A 20,269-nucleotide genomic window follows, 5' to 3' on the forward strand; every position below is an offset into this window, starting at 1 on the left:
AACAGAGGTTAGGTAAGCGACGGTGCGGTTTCTGGGTGTTCCGACTCCCAGGCTGGGCTTTTGGTATCGGCAACAGGTGCAGTTGTGGACACCATTGCAGCCATAAGCTGGGTCGGTGTTACCTCAAACGGCAGGTGGTGGATATCGGAACCGGGGCGACAAGCCACTTCAGCGGCTCGTTGTAGGTCAGCTAAGGTAACATCCATCAGGCCCAAATCGGCCAGGTTTTGCGGCAAACCAATCTCGCTATAGAACTTGAGCAATTGCTGACGGGCCGTAGCGGCTAACCGATTGCCCTGGATCAGTTCCTCCAAGCGGAGCTGCACTAGAATCCCATAGGCGACTTTTTCCCCATGCAGCGTATCGTGGCTTTGCAGCAGATGGGTCAAACCGTTGTGGACTGCATGGGCTGCGACAGTCCGGCATTGGGCACCTCCCAACCCACCAATTACGCCAGCTAGCAGCACCGAGGCATCCACCACTTCCCGCCAGACTGCACTACCTGGAGTCTGAAGCGCCGCAGCGGATTTTTGCAGCAGCAGATCCCGCAACACTCTAGCTTGCTGAACGGCGGCGATAATCAAAGTCTGGTCTGAATGACCGCTGCTCACCGAAGCCTCATACCATTTGGCAATCGCATCTCCAATTCCGGCTACCAAAGTGCGGTGGGGTGCAGTTTGCACCAGGTCATAGTCCAGAATCAAGAGCTGCGGACAGGTAGGCAGGGCAACATCGTAGAGAAATGCACCCTGATCTGAATAGACGTTGGATAATGCCGTCCAGGCGGCACAGGTCGCTGCCGATGTGGGGACCGTCACTACTGGCAAATGGCATTGATAGGCCAGGAGTTTGGCTGCGTCTAGGGCTTTACCGCCACCCACGCCAATCACCACATCCGCCTGATGGGCGCTAACCGTCGCCCGCAGGCTGCCCAGTTCTGCTTCGCTGCAATGCTCGCCGTAGTTGGCATAGGCCAAGCTAAGCTGGTGCTGATCGGCTGTCGTTTGCAATAGAGTCTGCGCCACGCCCAGGGTTCGATCGCCCACCACCGCCAACGGACGCTGACCCAAACGCGCTAGGGCCGCTCCAGACTGGGCCAACATTCCACTTCCCCGCACCACCTGAGCTGGCGCAATTGCCAGGGGCAAAATAGGCGCGGTTGACTCTGTTAAATTCACTCGCAACGTTAAATCTGTCATAGCCGAAATACCTCAACTCCATGAACAGTGAGGTAAAGATTACTTTACTATACTCAACCTGCTTTCATCCTAACTATTCTGCAGAGAGGCATCTGGAGCTTGGGGCTGGGGCGGCAGCTTGGCGATGTTTTCTGGAAATAGCTCAAGCACCATTTGGTCATCTTCCCGTACCGTCAGCGAGCGGCGAATTTGCCCCAAGTACAGCGGCTGCGTCACTCCTGGCTCTGGGTGTAGTACGGTGCGAGCGCGAATCGTCAGTTGGTCTTGGCCGCGACCTAACCGTCCAGGAGAAAACAGATCGTTGGCTGCTTGCCGTAGAGTGGCGTCGAGTTCAGATTCGGTAATCGTAGGAGGAACGGCAATCACCGCTTGGGTGGCACCTGTGTCGTAAACGGTGGAAAATTTAATTGCGCCTGGAACCACCGTGCGCGTAAAGGGTACCAGCCCCAAGGCAAACAGGCCGCCCGTCAAAACTGCCATGAAGCCGGTCACCCCGACTAACCGAAAGCGAATCCCCCACTTGAGCAAAAAGCTCAATGCAGTCAGTCCGGCAAACGCAAGCGTAGCGATGCCTGCCCATTGGGTATAGGTTAAGAAGTCGGCAGTTGTTGGCATGGATAATCTAAAACCGCAACGTGGCGATAGAGTGCAAAGTATTTCGATCCTAAGGCAATTGGGGTGCAAGTAGAGCGATCACAAGTGGAGCGATCACAAGTGGAGCGATCACAAGTGGAGCGTCAATCAAGTTAAAGGAGGTTAAAGCATCGAGCTGTTCGGTGGCCCGGCCCAGATGCGGCGAGGCCAATTCCTGATATGCTTAGTAGCCAGCACTTTCCCCTTTAGTTCACCCCCTTTCAACCCGATCTCACCCACCCATGACTCTGCAACTGCGCGTTTATGTTCCACCCCATCCGTTGATCAAACATTGGCTGGCCGTGGCCCGCGATCAAGCGACCCCCTCAGTGCTGTTTCGCAGCGCCATGACCGAACTGGGCCGGTGGCTGACCTATGAAGCGATTCGCGAATGGCTGCCCACCATTGACACCCAGGTGAATACACCCCTGGCACCTTGCGCAGCTAGCTTTATTAATCCAGAAGTGCCGCTTGCCGTCATCCCCATTTTGCGAGCTGGCTTGGCGCTGATGGAAGGAGCGCAGGCGTTGTTACCTCTGGCATCGGTTTATCACATTGGCGTGGTGCGCAATGAAGAAACGCTGGAGCCGAGTGTGTATCTGAATAAGTTCCCCTCGCAGTTTGATCCGCAGACGCGGGTGCTCATTACCGAGCCGATGTTAGCAACGGGTGGCACCATCACCACAGTCATGGGTGAACTGACCCAGCGAGGCATTGATCCGGCCTTTGTGCGGATTGTGTCGGTTGTGGCTTCACCGCCTGCATTACAGAAGCTGAATGTCACCTACCCTGGTTTAGTGGTCTACACGGCCACCATCGATGAAACCGTCAATGACAAGGGATATATTGTGCCTGGATTGGGAGATGCGGGCGACCGCACCTTTGGCACGTAACCCTGAGTAGACCTGAAAGGATAGGGAGATACAGAAATTATGACTTCAGGAGCGCTTTATCGCCTATCAGCCTTTACGACCGATCCCAGGGGCGGTAATCCTGCAGGCGTCTGGGTTGGAGATACGCTGCCAGAACCTGACGTGATGCAACGCATTGCTGCTGAGGTCGGCTTCTCAGAAACGGCCTTTGTTGCCCCCGCTAGCGGCCTGGATCGCATCGTTCGTTACTACAGCCCAGAAGCAGAAGTCTCCTTTTGCGGCCATGCCACGATTGCAACTGGAGCCGTGCTGGGTGAAAACCAGGGCGAGGGCACCTATCGCTTGGCCACAGCCGTGGGAACAGTACCCGTGAACGTCTGCCAACGAGACGGTTACTATGAGGCATCGCTGACTTCGGTGGAACCAACCTTTAGCTTCGCATCGGATGCGCTTGTGACTGAGGCGCTTGCCACTTTGAAGTGGCAACATCCCGATTTGGACCAATCAATTCCTCCCGCTAAAGCCTACGCCGGGGCATGGCATTTAGTGTTAGCGGTAGCTGATACCAACCGCTTAGCTAATCTAGACTATGATTTTGCTACCCTCAAGGCGCTGATGCTGCGTGAGGATCTCACCACCCTACAGCTGGTGTGGCGTGAGAGTCCCACGGTTTTCCATGCGCGCAATCCGTTTCCAGTTGGCGGAGTGGTGGAAGACCCAGCTACGGGTGCGGCAGCAGCGGCCCTTGGCGGCTATTTGCGAGAGGCTAAACTAATCAAAGAGCCAACCACAATCTTGATTCGCCAGGGAGAAGCGATGGGTCGCCCCAGCCGACTAATCGTCACGATTCCTGAGCAGGGGGGAATTGTGGTTACGGGACAGGCAGTTCGAATTTAATTCGGCATCAGCACAAGAATCGTTTCAACCCGCAAGCAGGAGCGACTATACAGATAGGTACAGATTAGGTACAGATACGTTTTGAACTAAAACAGCAAAAGCATCGAGAATAGCACCGAGAATAGAAGCAACGCTGGAATCTGAGGAATTGTTAGGAGTAGATTTAACCAATTCACAACTGTTTCACAACTGTAGAAATTGGCAAACACGCAATCGGTAAAAGCAATCGGTGAAACCTATGAGTCAACAAGGAAATTTTTTGGGCGGATTTTTGTTGGGCACCGTTGTGGGCGGTGTTGTCGGTGGGGTCATTGGCACCTTAGCCGCCTCCCGCCTCCAGGCTGAACCCAAGCTGGATTCGGAGCAGCGATCAGGCGCAAAACCCGTCAAGAAACGGCAGCTAAAAGCCTCATCCGAACAAAGCATCGAAGTGGCGCGACGCGGGTTAGAAGACAAAATTGCCCAGCTCAACGACGCCATCGACGATGTACGGCAGCAGCTCGGTACTGTCAACGGTACCGAAATTCACCGCGAAAGCATCACCCCAGAACCCTAGGGCAAAACCATAAATCGCAGACAAATTCGTGATTTACACTATCGGCACATTGCTAGTGTGTTGCTTGTGTGCCGTCAGTGCATTACTGGTCTTTGAGCCGCTTGGCTCCCTGAAAGAGTATCCCCAAGCCTACGAGCTGAATCAGGTGGTAGAGGTCGTTATGGTTCAAGACTTGGAATAACGTTGCCCCGCTAACAAGCACTGCCATTGCCAAGCCAGACACCAGAATACCCGCCGTCAGCCAGCTCGCAGATCGGGGTGAACTTGCTAGCCCGTAAACTTGCAATGCCAGCACCAGCAGCATGGATATCAGGTAATCCACAGCCACTATAGTGAAGTGAGGCTGGTGGAGCAGGTGGAGCCAGGTTATGGCTAGCTTGACAATGGCAGCTAACAAAAACCAGCGCTGTTTTCGCTGAGACACACGGCTCCAGACCGTACCTACCAACATGAAAAAGCTGGCCAAACTGACGGCATAGAGCATCAGTTGCCATAGAACCATGCTGAGGGACGCACCCAATTCAACTACCAACCCGTGGCAGGTGCCGCCCAAGGCCGCTGCGATCGCGACAAACAGAAAAGCCGCCGCCCAGAAGCAAACCGACCGTTGCTGGCTGTGCCACCCCACCCGAACTAGAAACCCTGCCAAAATAAAAGCAATCCCTGCAAGGACGTAGTCCGTGAGCATCGTGGTGGGTTCGGTGATGGTCATGGCTACGGTGCTAACAGGGGATAGAACCGGTAAATGGGGCAAACCAACAATGGCAACGGAAATCGAGCGCAAGTTTCTGGTCCAAGGACAGGAGTGGCGACAGTTAGCGACAGGAGTAGTGTATCGGCAAGGCTATCTGGCCGCAAGTCCAGAATGCACTGTACGAGTCCGAGTAGCGGGCGACCAGGGCTATTTAACCATTAAGGGAGCCACCCAGGGCATCAGTCGAGCCGAGTATGAGTATGCCATTCCCCTAAAGGATGCAACCGAATTGCTCAATACCCTTTGTCAACAGCCTCTGATTGAAAAAATTCGCTATCGCATCCCCTGGCAGGGCTTGCTTTGGGAAATTGACGAATTTGGTGGCGAAAATCAAGGGCTGATCATAGCTGAAGTCGAGTTGACTAACGCGGATCAACAGCCAGATTTACCAGCTTGGATTGGCGAGGAAGTGTCTCATGACCCGCGCTATTTCAATGCCAATCTGGCTAAGCACCCATTTAGCCGCTGGTAGTCTGGAGCCATGTACCCAAGCAGCGCTGTTGGTATGGAATAGGGTATGGAATTAGTGCCCCAGATTCATCTGCCATCCCCGAAAAGTGGTGGCGAATTGCGGACCAGCTCCGTAATATTGAGCAATCGCGCGATCTACTGACTGTTGAAATTGCACCACTTCAAATTGACTCGTCGTCGAGCTAGCTACCATTGAAGGCGGGACAGGTAAAGGCTTTAGAGAAGATTTCATAGTTGAGTGCTCCTTCCAATTACTGAGTGCTAACAATTAAAGGCTTATGTAAACACCAATGTATGCAACCAACCCCACTTCTAGTCTCTGCCTAGGGCTGTATTTGACAAAGAATTTAGTCAGTCAACGGAATTATTGTTCAGAGCTACCAGTGCTTACAGATAGTTAGTAACACAGGGTCTGCAACACAGGGTCTGCAACACAGGGTCTGCAACAAACGGTTTGCAACAAATAAGTGCAAATAAGTGCAACTAATAAGTAGGTCAACCAGAATAAACGGGAGATGTAGTGCGGGCATCTTGTCCACGCCAGGGGACGCTGGCACTACGAAGCTTCAAATTAACGATGCTGAAACGATAGTTGATTAGTTTGCAACAAACGGTTCGCAAATTGTGGATTAAGTGCTTCCCGCTTGGCTGATTTGCAGCAGTGACACCTCCCATACTAAGCGCGGCTGCACATATTGGCGCAGATAGCGACGGGCATTCTCCAGCAGCGGCAGGCGAGCGGATTGGCCTTGTTGCCAGTAGCAATGTTGCAAGTAGTCCAGTAACCAAAGCTGCGTGTCTGACTCTAAGGTTTGGTCTACTTGGCGGGCGAGGTCCAGGATGCCGCGGAGTGAAGTGGGCAGCTGGACGAGCTGATGCAGCAGTTCTGGCGGTACATTTTGCAGATAATGCCAGTGGGTAATCGCTTCACCCGGACTGCCTTGCGCCAAAGCCAAAATTTCTGGATGCTCTAGGAGTTCGGTCTGACCAGTCTGCCGCAAAATTTGCACCATTGCAAATTGATCCAGGCGCTGAAACGGAATCCGCTGGCAGCGGGACACCAGGGTAGGCAGCAGCGAGTCGGGGCTAGGAGCAATCAAAATCAGCGTTGCTGCTCCGGGTTCCTCTAGAGTTTTGAGCAAACTGTTGGCGGCTGCTTCGGTCATACTGTCGGCCTGTTCTAGTACCACGACTGAACGGGGAGCTTCTAAAGGTGGACGACTCAAAAAGCGGGAGACTTCCCGAATCTGGCCGATGCGAATTTCCGGCGGAGTGCGGCGTTTGATTCCTAATTCGGCTGCTTCTGCAGCTGAGATCAATTTGCCTTGATGCAAATAGGTTGGCTCCACCCAGAGCAAATCGGGATGATTACCCTGCTGGATTCGCTGCCGCAGTGTAGGAGAAATTTCCTCTCTGGGATCACGAGCCAGCAGCAGTTCCGCAAAACACCGGGCCGCTAATCCTCGTCCAGTCCCTGGTGTACCGGCAAACAGATAGGCTGGCGCAATCCGATCCAGCAGAACAGCGCGGCTGAGCAGTTCGACGGCTTGGGTTTGTCCGATCAAGGGCGCGAAGGAGGAAAGCATAGAGCAAGAGATCTATAGTCTGAGTTTAACTAGGGTTTAACTGGCTAGTTTGCCGTACCAGTCAATTAGGCGCTGAGCCAAAATACTTTGGATCTGCTGGGCCACGAGAATGGGGTCTGGGCTGGCATCGATGCGGACAATTCGGTTGGGATAGGCTTGGGCTAGTTGCTGAAACCCCTGCTGTACCCGCTGATGAAAGTCGAGGTCGGCCTGTTCGATCCGATCTTGGGCCGCCCGGTGGCGGGCACGCGCTAATCCGACTTCTACATTCACATCGAGCCAGAAGGTGAGGTCACTTTGCAGGCCATCGGTGGCAATTTGATTGAGCTGGTCGATCAGCAGTCGATTCAAGCCGCGACCATAGCCCTGATAGGCCACCGTGGAATCAGTGTAGCGGTCGCAGAGAATAACCGCTCCGGCGGCCAACAGCGGCTTAAGGAACGTTTCTACATGCTGGGCGCGGTCAGCCGCATAGAGCAGCAGTTCGGTCCGGTCTGGAATCACTTCGTCACTGGGCTGGAGCAGTAACTGCCGCAGGGTTTTACCGATGGGCGTTCCGCCCGGTTCGCGGGTTGTAATAACTTGAGAAACCTGGTTCTGCTGCTGGAGGCGAGCAATCACAGAACTGCTCAGCAACCAAGCTCGCGTTTGCTCAATTTGGGTGGTCTTGCCCGATCCTTCTACCCCTTCAAAAACAATGAACTTTCCTGGCATGGCACATAGAATAATTTGAACAAGAGCAGATTTGATATCAAACTTTCTGATCGACTCTACCGAACTGAGTATAGAAGCTAAGATAGGAAGAACGGTCGCACGACGACCGAGCCTGGGATGGTCTTACCGCAAATGCGGAATTTGTTACGCTTGCATCTTGACGTCAGGTAGAAATTCCGGTTGGGTAAGATCAGACGGTTGCACAGCTAGACATCCGGGGTTGCCTATGGCTCGTTACACTAGTCTATTCACTGTGTCGGTATCCTTTGACCGTTTGCGGCAGATGCTGACTGATATTCTCCGCTCCTGCCGGATGGATGTAATTTACTCAACAGAAGACTATTTGGTGGCTCGTGAAGTCCCCGGTGGTGTCTCGTTTGCCAAGTTAGTGACGGTAGAAGTGCTGATTGATCGATTTGCGTCGCCTGAGGCGGAAGTTCGCATGAGTTTCGTGGTTAAAAACGAGGAACTACCGCTGCAGAGTAATAATCATTGCCGTGATATGTTCAACTTGGTGAATCGAGCCGTTGTTGAGAATCGTCAGTGGCATTTAATCAACAGCGCGGCCAGTTGAACTATTTGGAGGACGGTGTGCATCTTCCTGGGAAGTCTCCAATCGACGTCGTGCAGCAACAGTTGGATGCCGTTCTCCACTCTCTTTCGAATCCAGAGCTATCTGCGGCTGAACGAGCGGCTGCCGTGGCAGAAGTGAGACGGTTATTTGAGCTGCTGACTGGCTCTCAAACAGCAGTTCATCCATCTGAACCACTGATGCAGCAGCACCAGCACCAGTATGAACAACTGCTGAACCAATATCAGCAGGAGCGCCAACTGATGCAGATCACTCAGAAACTGCGACAGTCGCTGAATCCGCAAGAGATTTTGGCTCAAACTGCTGTGGCGGCTCAGCAATTGCTCCAGGCTGATCATGCAGTGGTGTATCAGTTGGTTGATGATTGGATTCATGACCCGGCCAAAACCCAGACGAATCCCCAAGCCATTCCTGTAACAGACTCTGTGGCCGCGACCATTGTGACTGCAACTCCTAGCTCAGCTAAAACACGGCTAGGCACCACGCTAAACACCGCGCAAGTGAGCGAACTCGTTGCCTTTTGTCAGCAGGACATTCCGCTCGGATTTGATGGAAGTAGTGCTCCTATTCCTCCAGCGTTAGTGCCGCTGGTCCAGCCGGGAATGGCTCTGCTAACGGCTCTGATTCAGCGAGTAAACAAGATTTCGGGCCTGATTGTGGCCTATCAGCAGAGCCAACGGATTTGGCAGTGGTTTGAGATCGATATTCTTCAGCAAGTGGCCCAGGAGGCCGCAATTGCGCTACAGCATTCAGAACTGTATCAGCAGGCATACCGGCTGAACTTGGATCTGGAACGGGAGGTGCAGCAGCGCACAGAGCAGTTGAAAAAGGCACTGGACTATGAGTCAATGTTGAAACGCATCACTGAGCGCGTGCGAGACTCGCTCAACGAAGAGCACATCCTGCAAGCGGTTGTGCAAGAGCTAACGGTAATTCTGAAGCTGGCGGGCTGTAATGCGGCCTTGTATGACCTGAAGCAGGGCACATCTACGATTCACTACGACTACACCGAATCGATCCCAGCGTCTCAGGGCAGGGTGGCGCACATGCAGCACTTCCCAGAAATCTACCAGCAACTCCAGCGGGGTTGGTCGTTTCAGTTTTGCTCGCTGTTGCCCAATCCGGTGCGCGGTCAGGTAGCTATGTTGGCTTGCCCGATCTTGGTTGATCTGCCAGCGCGGGATGTAAATCAATCAGTGCTGGGCGATTTGTGGTTAATTCACCAGAAAGACCACCAGTTCGAGGAGCCGGAAATTCGCCTGGTGCAACAGGTGGCCAACCAGTGTGCGATTGCGATTCGGCAAGCCCGTCTCTACCAAGCGGCCCAGGGCCAAGTTCAAGAACTGGCGGAGCTGAACCGACTCAAGGATGAGTTCCTCAGCACGGTTTCCCATGAACTGCGTACCCCCATTACGAATGTGAAAATGGCGATTCACATGCTGCGGGCCGCCGCTCCCCAAGACAACTGGGCTGACGAAAAGTGGAGAGACTATTTCAGCATTTTGGAACAAGAGGCCAGCCGCGAAGCCGATTTGATCAACGATTTGCTCGACTTACAGCAGTTGCAGGCCATGCCGCGCCGCGTTGAACTAGAGACCATACCGCTACCCGAATGGCTGTCTCAAATTATTGCCCCGTTTCAACCTCGGTTTGTCGCTCGCCAACAATCATTTACTGTGCACTACCCAGCCGATTTGCCGCCGATTACCGCAGAGTCGGCTTCTCTGCGGCGAGTTTTGGTAGAACTGCTAAATAATGCTTGCAAATACACCGCTCCCGGTGGTCAGATTAGTCTGAAGGTTGACTGTATTGATTATGCTGATAGTGACTATGCTGACAGTGACTATGCTGACAGTGACTATGTTGCCAACAATGTCGGCACTGGAGAAGTTGCGCATGAATCTGATCCCATTTCCGGGGTTGCGTTTATGATTTGCAATCAAGCAACGATCCCGGCGACTGAGTTACCCAAAATCTTCGATAAGTTCTATCGTTGCCCGAACGCCGATCCGTGGAAACAGGGTGGCACCGGGTTGGGCTTAGCGTTAGTACAGAAGCTGGTTGAACGTTTGCAAGGCGAGTTGCAGGTCACTAGCACGGATGGATGGACAAAATTCACGCTTAGGCTTCCCTCTTCCCTGGCTGGGAAAACAAGGAGCTAAACCCATGCACCCGCAGAGGGATCGACCGAGTCAGAAAACCAGTTCTACTCGTTCTGCCCAACTGCCTCCTGGGGGTGCTATTGGATCCAGCCGCTTTCTTCGCTTTTTTCGCTATCTGAATTGGCACACTATTTGCAAAACCATCAGAGCCGCAGGTGAACAGCGGCTGCCCGGACTAGCAGCCGAGATGGCCTACAATGCGATGCTCTCACTATTCCCGGCAATTCTGGCAATCCTCACCGCTATTGGGTTGTTCCGTCCATTACAGGTCACATTTGCAGCTCTGGCTAGCCAGCTGAGTGAGGTGGTGCCTGCCGAAGCCTTGTGGCTGATTCAGGGCTTTGCCGATGCTGTCAGCGGTACTCGCGATCGTGGCCTGTTCTCGATTAGCTTCGTATTAGCGCTGTGGATCGCTTCGGGTGCCCTGAGTGCAGCGATGGCCGCGCTGGATCAAATTCACTGCATTCCTCGTCAACTGGTTCGTCCATTTTGGAAAGCGAGACTGATTGCCCTAGGGCTGACCATTGGCACAATTTTGCTGCTGCTACTGGCGGTCGGGCTGCTGTTTGTCAGCGACGTGGCAGTGCGAAACGTGGCTGAATACAGCGGCTCATTCCGGTTTGGGTTATTGCGGCTGTGGCAACTGCTCACCTTTCCCTTGGTGTTAGGAATCATGTCCCTTACCTTTGGTTTCATTTACCGCTATGGACCAAGTCGCTGGAGCCCAGGCCAGCCAATCATGCCAGGAGCTGTATTAGCTGCTGTGCTCTGGGCAATTATTTCCAACCTGTTTCGTCTCTATGTACAGCACTTCGGCAATTACAATCAGGTCTATGGCACGGTCGGAGCGGTGATTGTGCTGATGCTGTGGCTCTACCTCAGTTCGCTGGTGCTATTGATCGGAGATCAGTTGAATGTAACCGTGGGTCGGGCCATGCGACCGGGACAGGGTAGGCGCAGAAGGGATCGAGGAGATCGAGGAGATCGAGGAGTAGGGAAAAACCGTGAGGAGCGGATTGAACGTTTCTAGTTAATCAAATCCTCAAGCAAATTTCCAACTAAAGTCTTAATTGCTCAAATTAGGTAGCGCATTTCCAGACAAGTGATATAACATGCTTGCACTAATGGTCTTGCATTAATGGTCTTGCCCTAATTGGTTTTGCCCTAACTAATTGGTTTTGCACAAATCTGCATGAAGCATTGCATAGGGAAGGCCAGCATCGCAAAGCACTGGAGGTTGCAATCATGGGACGATTGGGAACAAAACAAGCAATGACGCTCCTGCCTTGGCTGGGAGGAATGGGGCTAGGAGTAGCTGTGGTAGTCACAGTTCCAGTTCAGGCTGCCACTCTGAATACCTGGCAGTTTGATCCGGGTACCCATCAGCTTGTGATTACCTTACCAAAGGGCGTCACGCCCCAATACCATTTGGCCGCAGAACCAGCACGGATTGTGATCGATTTACCGAATACGGATGTGGGAATGGTGCCGGTACAACAGTCCTATGATGGTGCAGTGCGGCAGATTCGGGTAGCCCAATTCCAGCCAGGAGTAGCTCGTATTGTTCTAGAGCTGTCACCAGAGGCAGTTTTAGCACCGGGTCAGGTGGAGTTACGACCCCTGGATAGTGCAGATGGCAATGCAGATGGGAACACGGGTAGCAACAGTCAACGCTGGGCTTTGCGTCCGCTACTGGTTACTGATGCACCCAACCCAACCATTGCGCAAGCAGATGAACCAGCTGGCAATCAAGCTAGCGCTGAGACTACAAGTGGGCCTTCTCAATCTATGGCTGAGTCTGCTCCTCAACCAGAAGCGCAACCAGAAGCGCAAAATGAGCCTCAGTCTGCTCCCCAACCGGCAGCACAAAATGAAGCTCAACCCGTGGCTGAATCTACACCCCAGCCCGTGGCACAAGATCAAACCCAGCCAACTTCCCGCCCTGTGGAGCAGCCTGCTCCATCGGTAGTGCCGTCCCAACCGTCGATCGCTCCGACCGAGAATACAGCCACCAATCCAGCCGAAATCCCAGCCGAAACCCCAGCCGAAACCCCAGCCGAAACCTCAGCCGAAACCACTACAGGGAATAGACCTGCAGCGACTGCATCGGTTACAGCGGCTCCAACCGTTCCAGCACCTGTTCCAGCACCTGTTCCAGCACCTGTAGACAATGCCCCTGCGTCTGAGGCGACAACTGATCCGGCAACGCCCAACCGCCCCAGTGATGCTCAAGCTGCGGTACCTGCCGACGCTGAAGTGGCTGCCAGCGAAAGTGCTAGCAATCCCTTACCCCCCTTAGAACCAGGTGCAGTCGAAATTCCGGTAGAACTAGAGGCAGCTCCCGCAACAACAGCAGCAGAACCCACCGCGCCTCCCGCACCCCCAGCTGCGGCTCCAGTTCCGGCTCCAACTTCGGCTCCGACAGTAGCTACAGCACCCCAACTGCCAGCTTCGACTGCCGCTGCCAATCCTGAAACCCCTGAAATGCGCTCAACTAGCCCAACCGCCCTCAGTGCTCCATTGCCAGTCGATTTCTCTACCCCTCCGGCAGAACTTCCTCCAGCAACCGGAACGGCTGCGGCTCTGGTCGTACCCAGTGTGGGGCAGGCTGCAATTACCGCACCCACTCCCGTTCCCACTTCAGGTACCCTCTCATTTCCCAGACCAACCGCAAGCGGTGTGAGTGTGCCTTCGATCAACACAGTAACGGCAGAAAACCCAGCTGCAAACCCGACCGAAAGCTCAAGCGAAACTTCAGCTGCAAACTCGTCGCCCCAGCCCACTGCCGAACGGCCTGCTGCCGAGCCAGCCCCCCAACCCGCTGCGACTTCATTTCCTCAGCCAGGTGTTTCTGCGCCCGTAGCGCCTGCACCATCATTTCCCTCGCCTGCTGCAACGGCTGTGGTGCCTCAACCCATTCCGGCCCAGCCCAGTCCCCCAGCGAGTCCAGCTCAGCCAGCTCCCACGCCTGTGATCTCGTTTGGGCAACCCTTCGCCACCAGTCCCATCAGTCAATCCGTTGCACCGACCAGTGCAGCTTCTCCCGCATTCGTTCCGACCAATGGAGCAATTCCGTTTGGTCAACCTCTACCCATTGGACAGGCAAATGCGCTCGCAGCACCCAACCCAGCAGCACCCGCGTCAGTCACCCCAACCCCGGCAACTAACGGCATCCCCGTGATCGAGTTCGGCCAACCGCTGCCAGTTCCCTAGTCAAGTCTTAACAGTCAAGTCTCAACAGTCAAGTCTCAACTTGCCCATAGATTCAATCACACAGCCAGCCGGTGTGCCTAGCTGAAGTAACTTGCAGGTCAGAAACATTGCCTAGCTCGGAGTATTCTGCAATTCCGGGCGCTCTTCCGGCACAATAGCGCCTTCTACCGGACAAACTTGCAAGCAGATCCCACAGTCAATGCAGGTAGTGAAATCGATCCAATACCAGTCAGTGCCCTTGGTATTTTTGCCTGGACCTTCGTGGATACAGGCAACCGGACAGGCGTCAACGCAATCGGCTACGCCTTCGCAAGTGTTTGTAACAATCGTGTGCGGCATAGTAGTCCAAAACTCTCAAAGCATCTCAACTGACCGCAACTGACTCTGGTTTGCCCAGAGAACTAGGCCCAGAATCAGTCAGGGTCGCTTTACAGTGTAGCGGTCAAATGTGGCGATCCGGGTCAATCTCCTAACAACGCGATCACTGCCCTAGCATTAGAATAGATTAAGAAACGTAAAATATTTCCAATCACCATCTCAATAACCTCTCTGAATAACCACTGTGACGACTCAGATTTCTTCGACTGCCGCAACTCCTTCTTCTACTCCGCTAGAAACTCGTTTTTGGACTTGGCAAGGGCATCGCATCGCCTATGCAGTTCAGGGCAGCGGAGTTCCCTTGATTCTCATTCACGGCTTTGGTGCATCGATTGGGCATTGGCGACAAAACATTCCCGTCTTAGCGGCGGCTGGCTATCGCGTTTTTGCCGTGGATTTATTAGGCTTTGGCAAGTCGGACAAGCCTCTGGTCGATTACCATCTGGAGCTATGGCAAGAGATGTTGGCGGACTTTTGGCAGACCCACGTTCAAGAACCCGCTGTGTTTATTGGTAATTCGATTGGCGCGTTGCTCGGTCTGATGATGCTAGCCAACCATCCCGATAAAGCTCGAGCAGGCGTACTGCTAAATGCGGCAGGAGGATTGAACCATCGTCCAGAAGAGCTAAATTGGCCGTTGCGGACGGTAATGGCAGGATTTACCAAGCTGGTCAGTTCCAATCTGGTCGGCCCCTTTCTGTTTAATCGAATTCGGCAAAAGCCTCGTCTGCGTCGCACCTTGCAGCAAGTCTACCGGGACCACACAGCCATCACTGATGAGCTGATTGATCTAATCTACGAACCTGCCTGCGATCCGGGTGCCCAAAAAGTATTCGCCACGATTCTGACCGCACCGCCCGGCCCCAAACCAGAAGATTTGCTGCCCCACATCAGTCAACCACTGCTCGTCCTCTGGGGGGAAGCCGATCCCTGGACGCCGATCACGGGGGCAACCCTATATCGAGAGTTGGCAGCCCAATCGGAGCAGGTGCAGTTTGTACCCATTCCGAATGCGGGCCACTGTCCCCATGATGAGTGCCCGGAGCGGGTCAACATTCAGATCATCGACTGGTTGAATTCGCAAATCCAACATCTATCAAGTCGTCCATGAGCCTACCGACTGTAATCCTGCCCGGTTATCTAGCGGGTGCTCCCCCCTACCGGGAAATGGAGCAAGCGCTGCAAAGCTTGGGTTGTCCGGCTGTGACGGTGCCCTTGCGCCGCCAAGATTGGTTCCCGACTTTGGGAGGACGGTCAGTTTTGCCAATCCTGCAACGGTTAGATCAAACCGTGAAACAGGTAATGCAGACAACCAATAGCGAGGGAATTAACCTAGTCGGCCATTCCGCCGGCGGATGGATTTGCCGTATTTATCTCGGTGAAGTTCCCTACAATGTCCATCCCAGCGACAGTACGAGAGTTTGTCTATGGAAGGCCCATCCTGTAGTCAAAACCCTAGTGACGCTAGGAACGCCCCACATCAGCCAGGAACGCTGGACCAAACGTAACCTGGATTTTGTCAAAACCCACTATCCGGGAGCATTTCATTCCACCGTCCGCTATGTTTGCGTCGCCGGAAAGTCTGCCTATGGCAAGCGTAGCTTCGGCAACTGGTTCACCTACAGCAGCTACGAACTCACCTGCGGCCAAGGAGAATGCTGGGGAGACGGCGTTACGCCCATTGCAGCTGCCCAGCTAGAAGGTGCCGAAAACCTAATCCTAGAAGACGTATGGCACTCTCCCCGTCCAGGTAGGCTGTGGTACGGCTCCGCGACAGTGGCATCCACCTGGGCCAAATACCTGGTTTAAGGATTGGCCCGATTCATCAATGCACACATTCCCCACTTTCCCACCTCCATCACCTCTTACTTCAAATAACGTTACAATCAGTTAGACTACTCAATTAAACTACGTTGATTAAATCTACAGAGGGCGGCTCTGCATGGTGATCGAGGTCTTACCATTTCAATTCAAGCTTGATACAGCGCTGCTGGCGGGCATTAGCTTGTGGTCGCTAGCCCTCTATCTGGGCTTTTTCCCCCTGAGTGAGTGGGTGATGGAACGGTTGGCAGCCTGGATGAATCAGGTAGAACAATCGCTCTACACTTCTAGAAAGGAATTCGAGCGGACTCGGCAAGTCCGGGAGTCGCAAAATGCGTTTTATGCGTCCCTGCTCAGTACGGTGCCATTTGTCGTGCTAGGGGTTTTGTGCAATTGGGGTATTGCCGCCAGCTTGGGCCACAGTTGGACTATCAGCATGGGCATTATTGCCTGCATTGGTTGCGGTGTGTACGAACTGGGGCGGCGAGACGGACAGTCGGTTAAGTGATTTGGTCAAATAGTCAATCTCACACTTACAGCGACCGTTCCAATTTCAGCGTTTCTCCAGCCTGAAGTCGCTTTACCTGCTCAGTCAAATCCAGCCATTCTTGCAACTGCCCGCTTTGAAATGTGCGGCTCATCACGACGTAGATTGACGTTTGATCGCCACCAATTCCAGCCGAAATCACGTTACTCCAATCATTCGTTCGCAGCTCATCTGTGATGTTCCAGTGATCGTCTTGCCAGTGTAACCGGCGCATAAACTGAAACGGTGCGTCGCTCTTGCCAACAATCAGAACTTTTTGTAGTAGGCTACGAACCAGATTGGGGTAAAAACGTCCGATCGTCAGCATCACCACCCGCAAAATCATCAAATTCAACGGCGTCATTTGCTTTTGCTTAGCCCAGCCCAGCTGACCACGAATCAGAATTTCGTCTTCGCCGACATCGACGGTGTACCCACTGACTAGATGCCCTACCGCATTCCTAACTTTCCTACCTTGCCGCACCTGTAACGAGAACTGCGTGTCTGAAGCAATCAGTTCACCACTACGAAACAGCTTGAACACACCTCCCTTATTCAACGCCAGATAAAGCTCTGTGCCCTGTCGCCGGTCGATCAAAACTCGCGCTTGCTTGAGCCAGATACGCTGCTCAGGACGCTCGGCTAAGGGAGGACGATGCTCCACAAAATCATGCCAAGCCAACAAGTAATTCCAGGTGTGATGACCAATGATGTGATCATCCGCGTAGCAGGGAGCTTTGCCATTCGCCAGTCCTTGCAGAAAGCGGTCGTTGATTGCCAATGCCTCTGGCAGCCAGTGACCTACTAGCTCAAAGCCATGAGGAAAAAAATTATAGGTGTTACGACTGGTGTATTCGCCACCAAAGGACCCATCGGAATGCACGAAATGAGCTGCCAATGCAACTGCCCCAATCAGCGATTCCTTCAACTGTGGCGTGGGATTGAGTTGGTGAAGGCGCGCTAAGCAGGAAATCGTCAGCGTCTGATAGCCCGGATCGCAGCCCTCGTATTCTTGAAACCAGCCTTCTTGATTCTGCCAGGCAAACACCTGCTCTAGGCGTTGAGCTTTGGCTCGGTCCCAACGGTTGGTTTGCAGCAGACGGGACAACAGTTCCAGACAAAGCACAATCAAAGCTTGATGGTTGGTCAGCCGCCCGCTTTCCTGATGATGCGCCAACCAGTCAGCTCGTTTGGCAAAAAACTCTAGCAGTGTTGGATTATTGAGGCCCAGCCGCAAATAGCTTTCCACACAGGCCAAAAGGGAAAAAGCTGCCGCTCCGCCAGCTCGCTCAAACGGAAAATAGTCATCACAGGAGCCATCGGGATGGGCGCTTTTGGCCGCATAGTGAATGCCCGCCTCTACCCATTGCTTCAGGACCGGCTGACGATAAAACGGATTGCTTGAAAGATCGGTGCTGTAGGCCAAGGCCAACGGCAGCACAAACTCCTGCGACATGCCACTAGGAAAATCAATGATCTTGTAGTGCCAAAAGTTGCGATCAAAACAGCCGTAGGTGGGGCTATGGGGATTGCGATCCAGTAGGGTGAGAATTTTGGGAATTTGCGCTAGCGCTTCGCGGGCAAACAGATCTTTCATGCGCGGTTCAGCAGATTCGGCAAAGATCTAAACAATAGCAGCAAAGGTAGCAGCAACTAGATGCCATGAGCGCCTGACTAACCTTGCTGCTGAGCAATTTGCCTCACGGCTTCTACGCTCAAGTTCAAAGCTGCTGCCACTTGCTCGAAGCTCAGTCCCATTGCTAGTAAGCGAGGAACGGCGGCCCGTCGTAATTGGGTTTCCTGTTGCAGAGCTTGTTCGGTTTGTTGTAGAGCCTGTTCAGTTTGCTGTAGGGCTTGTTCGGTTTCGCGTCGAGCTTGTTCGGCTTCAGAGGGACTTAAGAGCTTTTGCCCAGTTTGGGTGTAGAACCGCAGTTCTCCTTGAGTCAAGCGTAGTTCTAACCCCAGCACTTCACTGTAGACAGATAGGCTGCCGTCTGGTAGCAGGTTGGCTGGAATTGGGTGATAGTATCCTTCGACTAACCGTAACCCTTTGAGTTGGGGCTGCAAGTATTCTCCGGTTGGGTCGTACTGAAAGTACTCTAAGACACCTAGCCGCGCATATTTCTGGGGTTTGTCCTCTTCGTCTTGCTCTTGGGTGGTTTTCGAGGTGATTTCTAGAACAAATGCCGGCGTTTTGCCGCCTTCTTCCCACACCTTATAGCTTCTGCGCTTTTTCTTCTCTACCCCAAAGACAACAAACACATCCGGAGCGATTACCGCATCGGGAACTCCCTGTTTGTAGTAAATAAACAAATTGCCTGAAACATAGACATCCGGGCGATCTTGAAAATAGTTGCCCAGTGCCTCAACACCGTAAATCAAATAATCGCGAGTTGGATCACTCTCGGCCATTGGCTTGCCATCAGAGTCTGGATAGAGCAGGTCTGAATCGAGTTGGTCAATCGACAATGTCATACCAATCTCCCTCAACTCATGAATGCCCTCACCATAGCATTTGATAAACGTTACATTCAGTTAACGAAGAAGCTGGGGCAAACCCCATTTCGATATAGGCTAGATCCGGAGCAAACCACAATCGATTCTCCTAACCTACCGATTCGATTCAGCGTTGCTCGTTTAATCAACCGCTTAAGTTCAGACTTTCTTAGCATCCACGATTATGGTGAACACCGTTCCTAACAACCCATCCACTGCGGCCAACAGTCTACCTCCTGCCGATTCCCGTGAGCGTGTCAGTGCGTTTCTCAAGGGGCTGCAAGACAGCATTTGTCAAGGGTTAGAACAGCTTGATGGCGGCGGCAACTTTCAGGAAGATAGCTGGGAGCGGGAAGAAGGCGGCGGTGGTCGCTCTCGCGTCATGAAGGCTGGCCATCTATTCGAGCAGGGTGGCGTCAACTTTTCGGAAGTCTGGGGCAAGGATCTGCCTCCTTCGATTTTGGTTCAGCGGCCTGAAGCTGCCGGACACGGATTTTATGCCACCGGAACTTCTATGGTGCTGCATCCGCACAATCCCTATGTGCCCACGGTGCATCTCAACTATCGCTACTTTGAAGCTGGCCCAGTCTGGTGGTTTGGTGGTGGCATCGACCTGACGCCCTACTATCCCTTTGTTGAAGACGTGAAACACTTTCACCAAACCCTGAAGGATGCCTGCGACCGGCACCACAGCGAGTACTATCCGACCTTCAAACGCTGGTGCGACGAGTATTTCTATCTCAAGCATCGGGGCGAAACTCGCGGTGTTGGCGGCATCTTTTTTGACTATCAAGATAGTCGCGGTAAGCTTTACCACGGCCCCGACTCCAAGGGACCGGCAGCGACTTATAGCGATGCAATTGGCGAGGTAGACCCCCGCAGTTGGGAACAACTGTTTGCCTTTGTGCAAGACTGCGGCAATGCCTTTCTACCCGCCTATGTGCCGATTGCCGAAAAGCGCCAAACTACCGAGTGGGGCGAACGGGAGCGCAACTTCCAGCTCTACCGACGCGGGCGCTATGTTGAGTTCAATCTGGTCTATGACCGAGGCACAATCTTTGGCCTGCAAACCAATGGTCGTACTGAGTCCATTCTGATGTCGCTGCCGCCCTTGGTCCGCTGGGAGTATAGCTACCATCCGGAGCCGGAAACGCCGGAAGCCCAACTCTACGAGATTTTTCTCAAACCACAAGACTGGTTAGGCAGCACGGTTAGTTAAACCGGTAGTTAAACCGATCTAGATAAGACCGCAAAAATCCTGTGAGGATTAACCTTCCTTGGGGCAAGATAGATAGTGCTAAGTTAAACTACGTTAGGGTTCAATGGCCCTCAATGCAGTAGTTGATTCAGGCATTGCAGAAGGATTGGCCTAAGATACTCATAAGTCCCAAGGAAGGAT

21 protein-coding genes are annotated in these 20,269 nt (G+C 53.2%); 12 read left to right on the forward strand and 9 right to left on the reverse strand.

Annotation, left to right across the window (positions count from 1 at the left end; translation table 11 throughout):
- Positions 1 to 8 precede the first annotated feature (8 nt).
- Both HJG54_RS19890 and HJG54_RS19895 read right to left on the reverse strand, forming a co-directional pair.
- Entirely contained in the window at positions 9 to 1,199 is a 1,191-nt protein-coding gene (locus HJG54_RS19890) for an iron-containing alcohol dehydrogenase family protein (protein ID WP_316430892.1), read from the reverse strand.
- 69 nt (positions 1,200 to 1,268) lie between these two features.
- Positions 1,269 to 1,814, reverse strand: a complete 546-nt coding sequence (locus HJG54_RS19895; protein ID WP_316430893.1) for a Ycf51 family protein — start codon at positions 1,812 to 1,814, stop codon at positions 1,269 to 1,271.
- Positions 1,815 to 2,074: 260 nt separating this feature from the next.
- Between HJG54_RS19895 and upp the strand changes: the two genes are divergently transcribed.
- The 3 genes from upp (at position 2,075) to HJG54_RS19910 (ending at position 4,157) form a co-directional block, all read left to right on the forward strand.
- Positions 2,075 to 2,725: a uracil phosphoribosyltransferase gene (gene upp, locus HJG54_RS19900; RefSeq protein WP_035997598.1), complete on the forward strand. Its 651-nt coding sequence runs from the start codon at positions 2,075 to 2,077 to the stop codon at positions 2,723 to 2,725.
- 39 nt (positions 2,726 to 2,764) lie between these two features.
- On the forward strand, positions 2,765 to 3,601 hold the full coding sequence (locus tag HJG54_RS19905; protein ID WP_316430894.1) for a PhzF family phenazine biosynthesis protein: 837 nt from the start codon (positions 2,765 to 2,767) through the stop codon (positions 3,599 to 3,601).
- A gap of 238 nt (positions 3,602 to 3,839) precedes the next feature.
- Positions 3,840 to 4,157 (forward strand): hypothetical protein, encoded by a 318-nt coding sequence (locus HJG54_RS19910; protein WP_316430895.1) that lies wholly within the window; start codon positions 3,840 to 3,842, stop codon positions 4,155 to 4,157.
- Between the two features lie 82 nt (positions 4,158 to 4,239).
- Here the strand turns inward: HJG54_RS19910 and HJG54_RS19915 are convergent, their stop codons facing one another.
- The gene (locus HJG54_RS19915; protein ID WP_316430896.1) at positions 4,240 to 4,869 is read right to left on the reverse strand and encodes a DUF6962 family protein; all 630 of its coding nucleotides are present in this window, start codon (positions 4,867 to 4,869) and stop codon (positions 4,240 to 4,242) included.
- On the opposite strand from HJG54_RS19915, the gene HJG54_RS19920 reads away from it, so the two are divergent.
- Positions 4,868 to 5,383, forward strand: a complete 516-nt coding sequence (locus HJG54_RS19920) for a CYTH domain-containing protein (RefSeq protein ID WP_316430898.1) — start codon at positions 4,868 to 4,870, stop codon at positions 5,381 to 5,383. The genes HJG54_RS19915 and HJG54_RS19920 overlap by 2 nt on opposite strands.
- A 51-nt stretch (positions 5,384 to 5,434) precedes the next feature.
- Here HJG54_RS19920 and HJG54_RS19925 read toward each other — a convergent pair whose 3' ends face one another.
- The 3 genes from HJG54_RS19925 to tmk form a co-directional block, all read right to left on the reverse strand.
- Entirely contained in the window at positions 5,435 to 5,614 is a 180-nt protein-coding gene (locus HJG54_RS19925) for a hypothetical protein (protein ID WP_316430899.1), read from the reverse strand.
- A gap of 397 nt (positions 5,615 to 6,011) precedes the next feature.
- Complete coding sequence (gene holB, locus HJG54_RS19930; RefSeq protein ID WP_316430901.1) at positions 6,012 to 6,968, reverse strand: DNA polymerase III subunit delta'; 957 nt, start codon at positions 6,966 to 6,968, stop codon at positions 6,012 to 6,014.
- Between the two features lie 36 nt (positions 6,969 to 7,004).
- A complete protein-coding gene (gene tmk / locus HJG54_RS19935) occupies positions 7,005 to 7,682 on the reverse strand; it encodes a dTMP kinase (RefSeq protein WP_316430903.1) in 678 nt (225 codons plus the stop codon).
- Positions 7,683 to 7,908: 226 nt separating this feature from the next.
- On the opposite strand from tmk, the gene HJG54_RS19940 reads away from it, so the two are divergent.
- The 4 genes from HJG54_RS19940 (at position 7,909) to HJG54_RS19955 (ending at position 13,649) form a co-directional block, all read left to right on the forward strand.
- A complete protein-coding gene (locus HJG54_RS19940; RefSeq protein ID WP_035997616.1) occupies positions 7,909 to 8,256 on the forward strand; it encodes a hypothetical protein in 348 nt (115 codons plus the stop codon).
- Positions 8,226 to 10,436, forward strand: a complete 2,211-nt coding sequence (locus tag HJG54_RS19945; protein ID WP_316430904.1) for a GAF domain-containing sensor histidine kinase — start codon at positions 8,226 to 8,228, stop codon at positions 10,434 to 10,436. The genes HJG54_RS19940 and HJG54_RS19945 overlap by 31 nt, the downstream gene beginning before the upstream one ends.
- 4 nt (positions 10,437 to 10,440) lie before the next feature.
- Positions 10,441 to 11,466 (forward strand): YihY/virulence factor BrkB family protein, encoded by a 1,026-nt coding sequence (locus HJG54_RS19950; protein ID WP_316430905.1) that lies wholly within the window; start codon positions 10,441 to 10,443, stop codon positions 11,464 to 11,466.
- 215 nt (positions 11,467 to 11,681) lie between these two features.
- The gene (locus tag HJG54_RS19955; RefSeq protein ID WP_316430907.1) at positions 11,682 to 13,649 is read left to right on the forward strand and encodes an AMIN domain-containing protein; all 1,968 of its coding nucleotides are present in this window, start codon (positions 11,682 to 11,684) and stop codon (positions 13,647 to 13,649) included.
- A gap of 111 nt (positions 13,650 to 13,760) precedes the next feature.
- On the opposite strand, the gene HJG54_RS19960 is transcribed toward HJG54_RS19955, so the two are convergent.
- Positions 13,761 to 13,988: an indolepyruvate ferredoxin oxidoreductase subunit alpha gene (locus HJG54_RS19960; RefSeq protein ID WP_035997622.1), complete on the reverse strand. Its 228-nt coding sequence runs from the start codon at positions 13,986 to 13,988 to the stop codon at positions 13,761 to 13,763.
- Between the two features lie 223 nt (positions 13,989 to 14,211).
- Between HJG54_RS19960 and HJG54_RS19965 the strand changes: the two genes are divergently transcribed.
- From HJG54_RS19965 to HJG54_RS19975, 3 genes are all read left to right on the forward strand, one after another.
- Complete coding sequence (locus HJG54_RS19965) at positions 14,212 to 15,138, forward strand: alpha/beta fold hydrolase (RefSeq protein ID WP_316430910.1); 927 nt, start codon at positions 14,212 to 14,214, stop codon at positions 15,136 to 15,138.
- Positions 15,135 to 15,836 (forward strand): esterase/lipase family protein, encoded by a 702-nt coding sequence (locus HJG54_RS19970; protein ID WP_316430912.1) that lies wholly within the window; start codon positions 15,135 to 15,137, stop codon positions 15,834 to 15,836. The genes HJG54_RS19965 and HJG54_RS19970 overlap by 4 nt, the downstream gene beginning before the upstream one ends.
- A 133-nt stretch (positions 15,837 to 15,969) precedes the next feature.
- Positions 15,970 to 16,356, forward strand: coding sequence for a hypothetical protein (locus HJG54_RS19975; protein WP_316430914.1), 387 nt, complete (start codon positions 15,970 to 15,972; stop codon positions 16,354 to 16,356).
- A 25-nt stretch (positions 16,357 to 16,381) separates the two neighbouring features.
- Here the strand turns inward: HJG54_RS19975 and HJG54_RS19980 are convergent, their stop codons facing one another.
- Together HJG54_RS19980 and HJG54_RS19985 are read right to left on the reverse strand one after the other, a co-directional pair.
- On the reverse strand, positions 16,382 to 17,971 hold the full coding sequence (locus tag HJG54_RS19980) for a hypothetical protein (protein WP_316430916.1): 1,590 nt from the start codon (positions 17,969 to 17,971) through the stop codon (positions 16,382 to 16,384).
- A gap of 77 nt (positions 17,972 to 18,048) precedes the next feature.
- Positions 18,049 to 18,849 (reverse strand): Uma2 family endonuclease, encoded by an 801-nt coding sequence (locus HJG54_RS19985; RefSeq protein ID WP_316430919.1) that lies wholly within the window; start codon positions 18,847 to 18,849, stop codon positions 18,049 to 18,051.
- 205 nt (positions 18,850 to 19,054) lie between these two features.
- Here HJG54_RS19985 and hemF point away from each other — a divergent pair, with 205 nt between their 5' ends.
- Entirely contained in the window at positions 19,055 to 20,089 is a 1,035-nt protein-coding gene (gene hemF, locus HJG54_RS19990; RefSeq protein WP_316430920.1) for an oxygen-dependent coproporphyrinogen oxidase, read from the forward strand.
- Positions 20,090 to 20,269: the final 180 nt, after the last annotated feature.

The sequence above is a fragment of the Leptolyngbya sp. NK1-12 genome, from assembly GCF_032598965.1.
In the GTDB taxonomy this organism is placed as follows: Bacteria; Cyanobacteriota; Cyanobacteriia; order Elainellales; family Elainellaceae; genus Elainella.

Excerpts from the sequence above, each read along its gene's own strand:
- HJG54_RS19890 (WP_316430892.1), bottom strand. The coding sequence starts at position 1,199 with ATGACAGATTTAACGTTGCGAGTGAATTTAACAGAGTCAACCGCGCCT.
- HJG54_RS19895 (WP_316430893.1), bottom strand. The coding sequence starts at position 1,814 with ATGCCAACAACTGCCGACTTCTTAACCTATACCCAATGGGCAGGCATC.
- upp (WP_035997598.1), top strand. The coding sequence starts at position 2,075 with ATGACTCTGCAACTGCGCGTTTATGTTCCACCCCATCCGTTGATCAAA.
- HJG54_RS19905 (WP_316430894.1), top strand. The coding sequence starts at position 2,765 with ATGACTTCAGGAGCGCTTTATCGCCTATCAGCCTTTACGACCGATCCC.
- HJG54_RS19910 (WP_316430895.1), top strand. The coding sequence starts at position 3,840 with ATGAGTCAACAAGGAAATTTTTTGGGCGGATTTTTGTTGGGCACCGTT.
- HJG54_RS19920 (WP_316430898.1), top strand. The coding sequence starts at position 4,868 with ATGGCTACGGTGCTAACAGGGGATAGAACCGGTAAATGGGGCAAACCA.
- HJG54_RS19915 (WP_316430896.1), bottom strand. The coding sequence starts at position 4,869 with ATGACCATCACCGAACCCACCACGATGCTCACGGACTACGTCCTTGCA.
- HJG54_RS19925 (WP_316430899.1), bottom strand. The coding sequence starts at position 5,614 with ATGAAATCTTCTCTAAAGCCTTTACCTGTCCCGCCTTCAATGGTAGCT.
- holB (WP_316430901.1), bottom strand. The coding sequence starts at position 6,968 with ATGCTTTCCTCCTTCGCGCCCTTGATCGGACAAACCCAAGCCGTCGAA.
- tmk (WP_316430903.1), bottom strand. The coding sequence starts at position 7,682 with ATGCCAGGAAAGTTCATTGTTTTTGAAGGGGTAGAAGGATCGGGCAAG.
- HJG54_RS19940 (WP_035997616.1), top strand. The coding sequence starts at position 7,909 with ATGGCTCGTTACACTAGTCTATTCACTGTGTCGGTATCCTTTGACCGT.
- HJG54_RS19950 (WP_316430905.1), top strand. The coding sequence starts at position 10,441 with ATGCACCCGCAGAGGGATCGACCGAGTCAGAAAACCAGTTCTACTCGT.
- HJG54_RS19955 (WP_316430907.1), top strand. The coding sequence starts at position 11,682 with ATGGGACGATTGGGAACAAAACAAGCAATGACGCTCCTGCCTTGGCTG.
- HJG54_RS19960 (WP_035997622.1), bottom strand. The coding sequence starts at position 13,988 with ATGCCGCACACGATTGTTACAAACACTTGCGAAGGCGTAGCCGATTGC.
- HJG54_RS19970 (WP_316430912.1), top strand. The coding sequence starts at position 15,135 with ATGAGCCTACCGACTGTAATCCTGCCCGGTTATCTAGCGGGTGCTCCC.
- HJG54_RS19975 (WP_316430914.1), top strand. The coding sequence starts at position 15,970 with ATGGTGATCGAGGTCTTACCATTTCAATTCAAGCTTGATACAGCGCTG.
- HJG54_RS19980 (WP_316430916.1), bottom strand. The coding sequence starts at position 17,971 with ATGAAAGATCTGTTTGCCCGCGAAGCGCTAGCGCAAATTCCCAAAATT.
- HJG54_RS19985 (WP_316430919.1), bottom strand. The coding sequence starts at position 18,849 with ATGACATTGTCGATTGACCAACTCGATTCAGACCTGCTCTATCCAGAC.
- hemF (WP_316430920.1), top strand. The coding sequence starts at position 19,055 with ATGGTGAACACCGTTCCTAACAACCCATCCACTGCGGCCAACAGTCTA.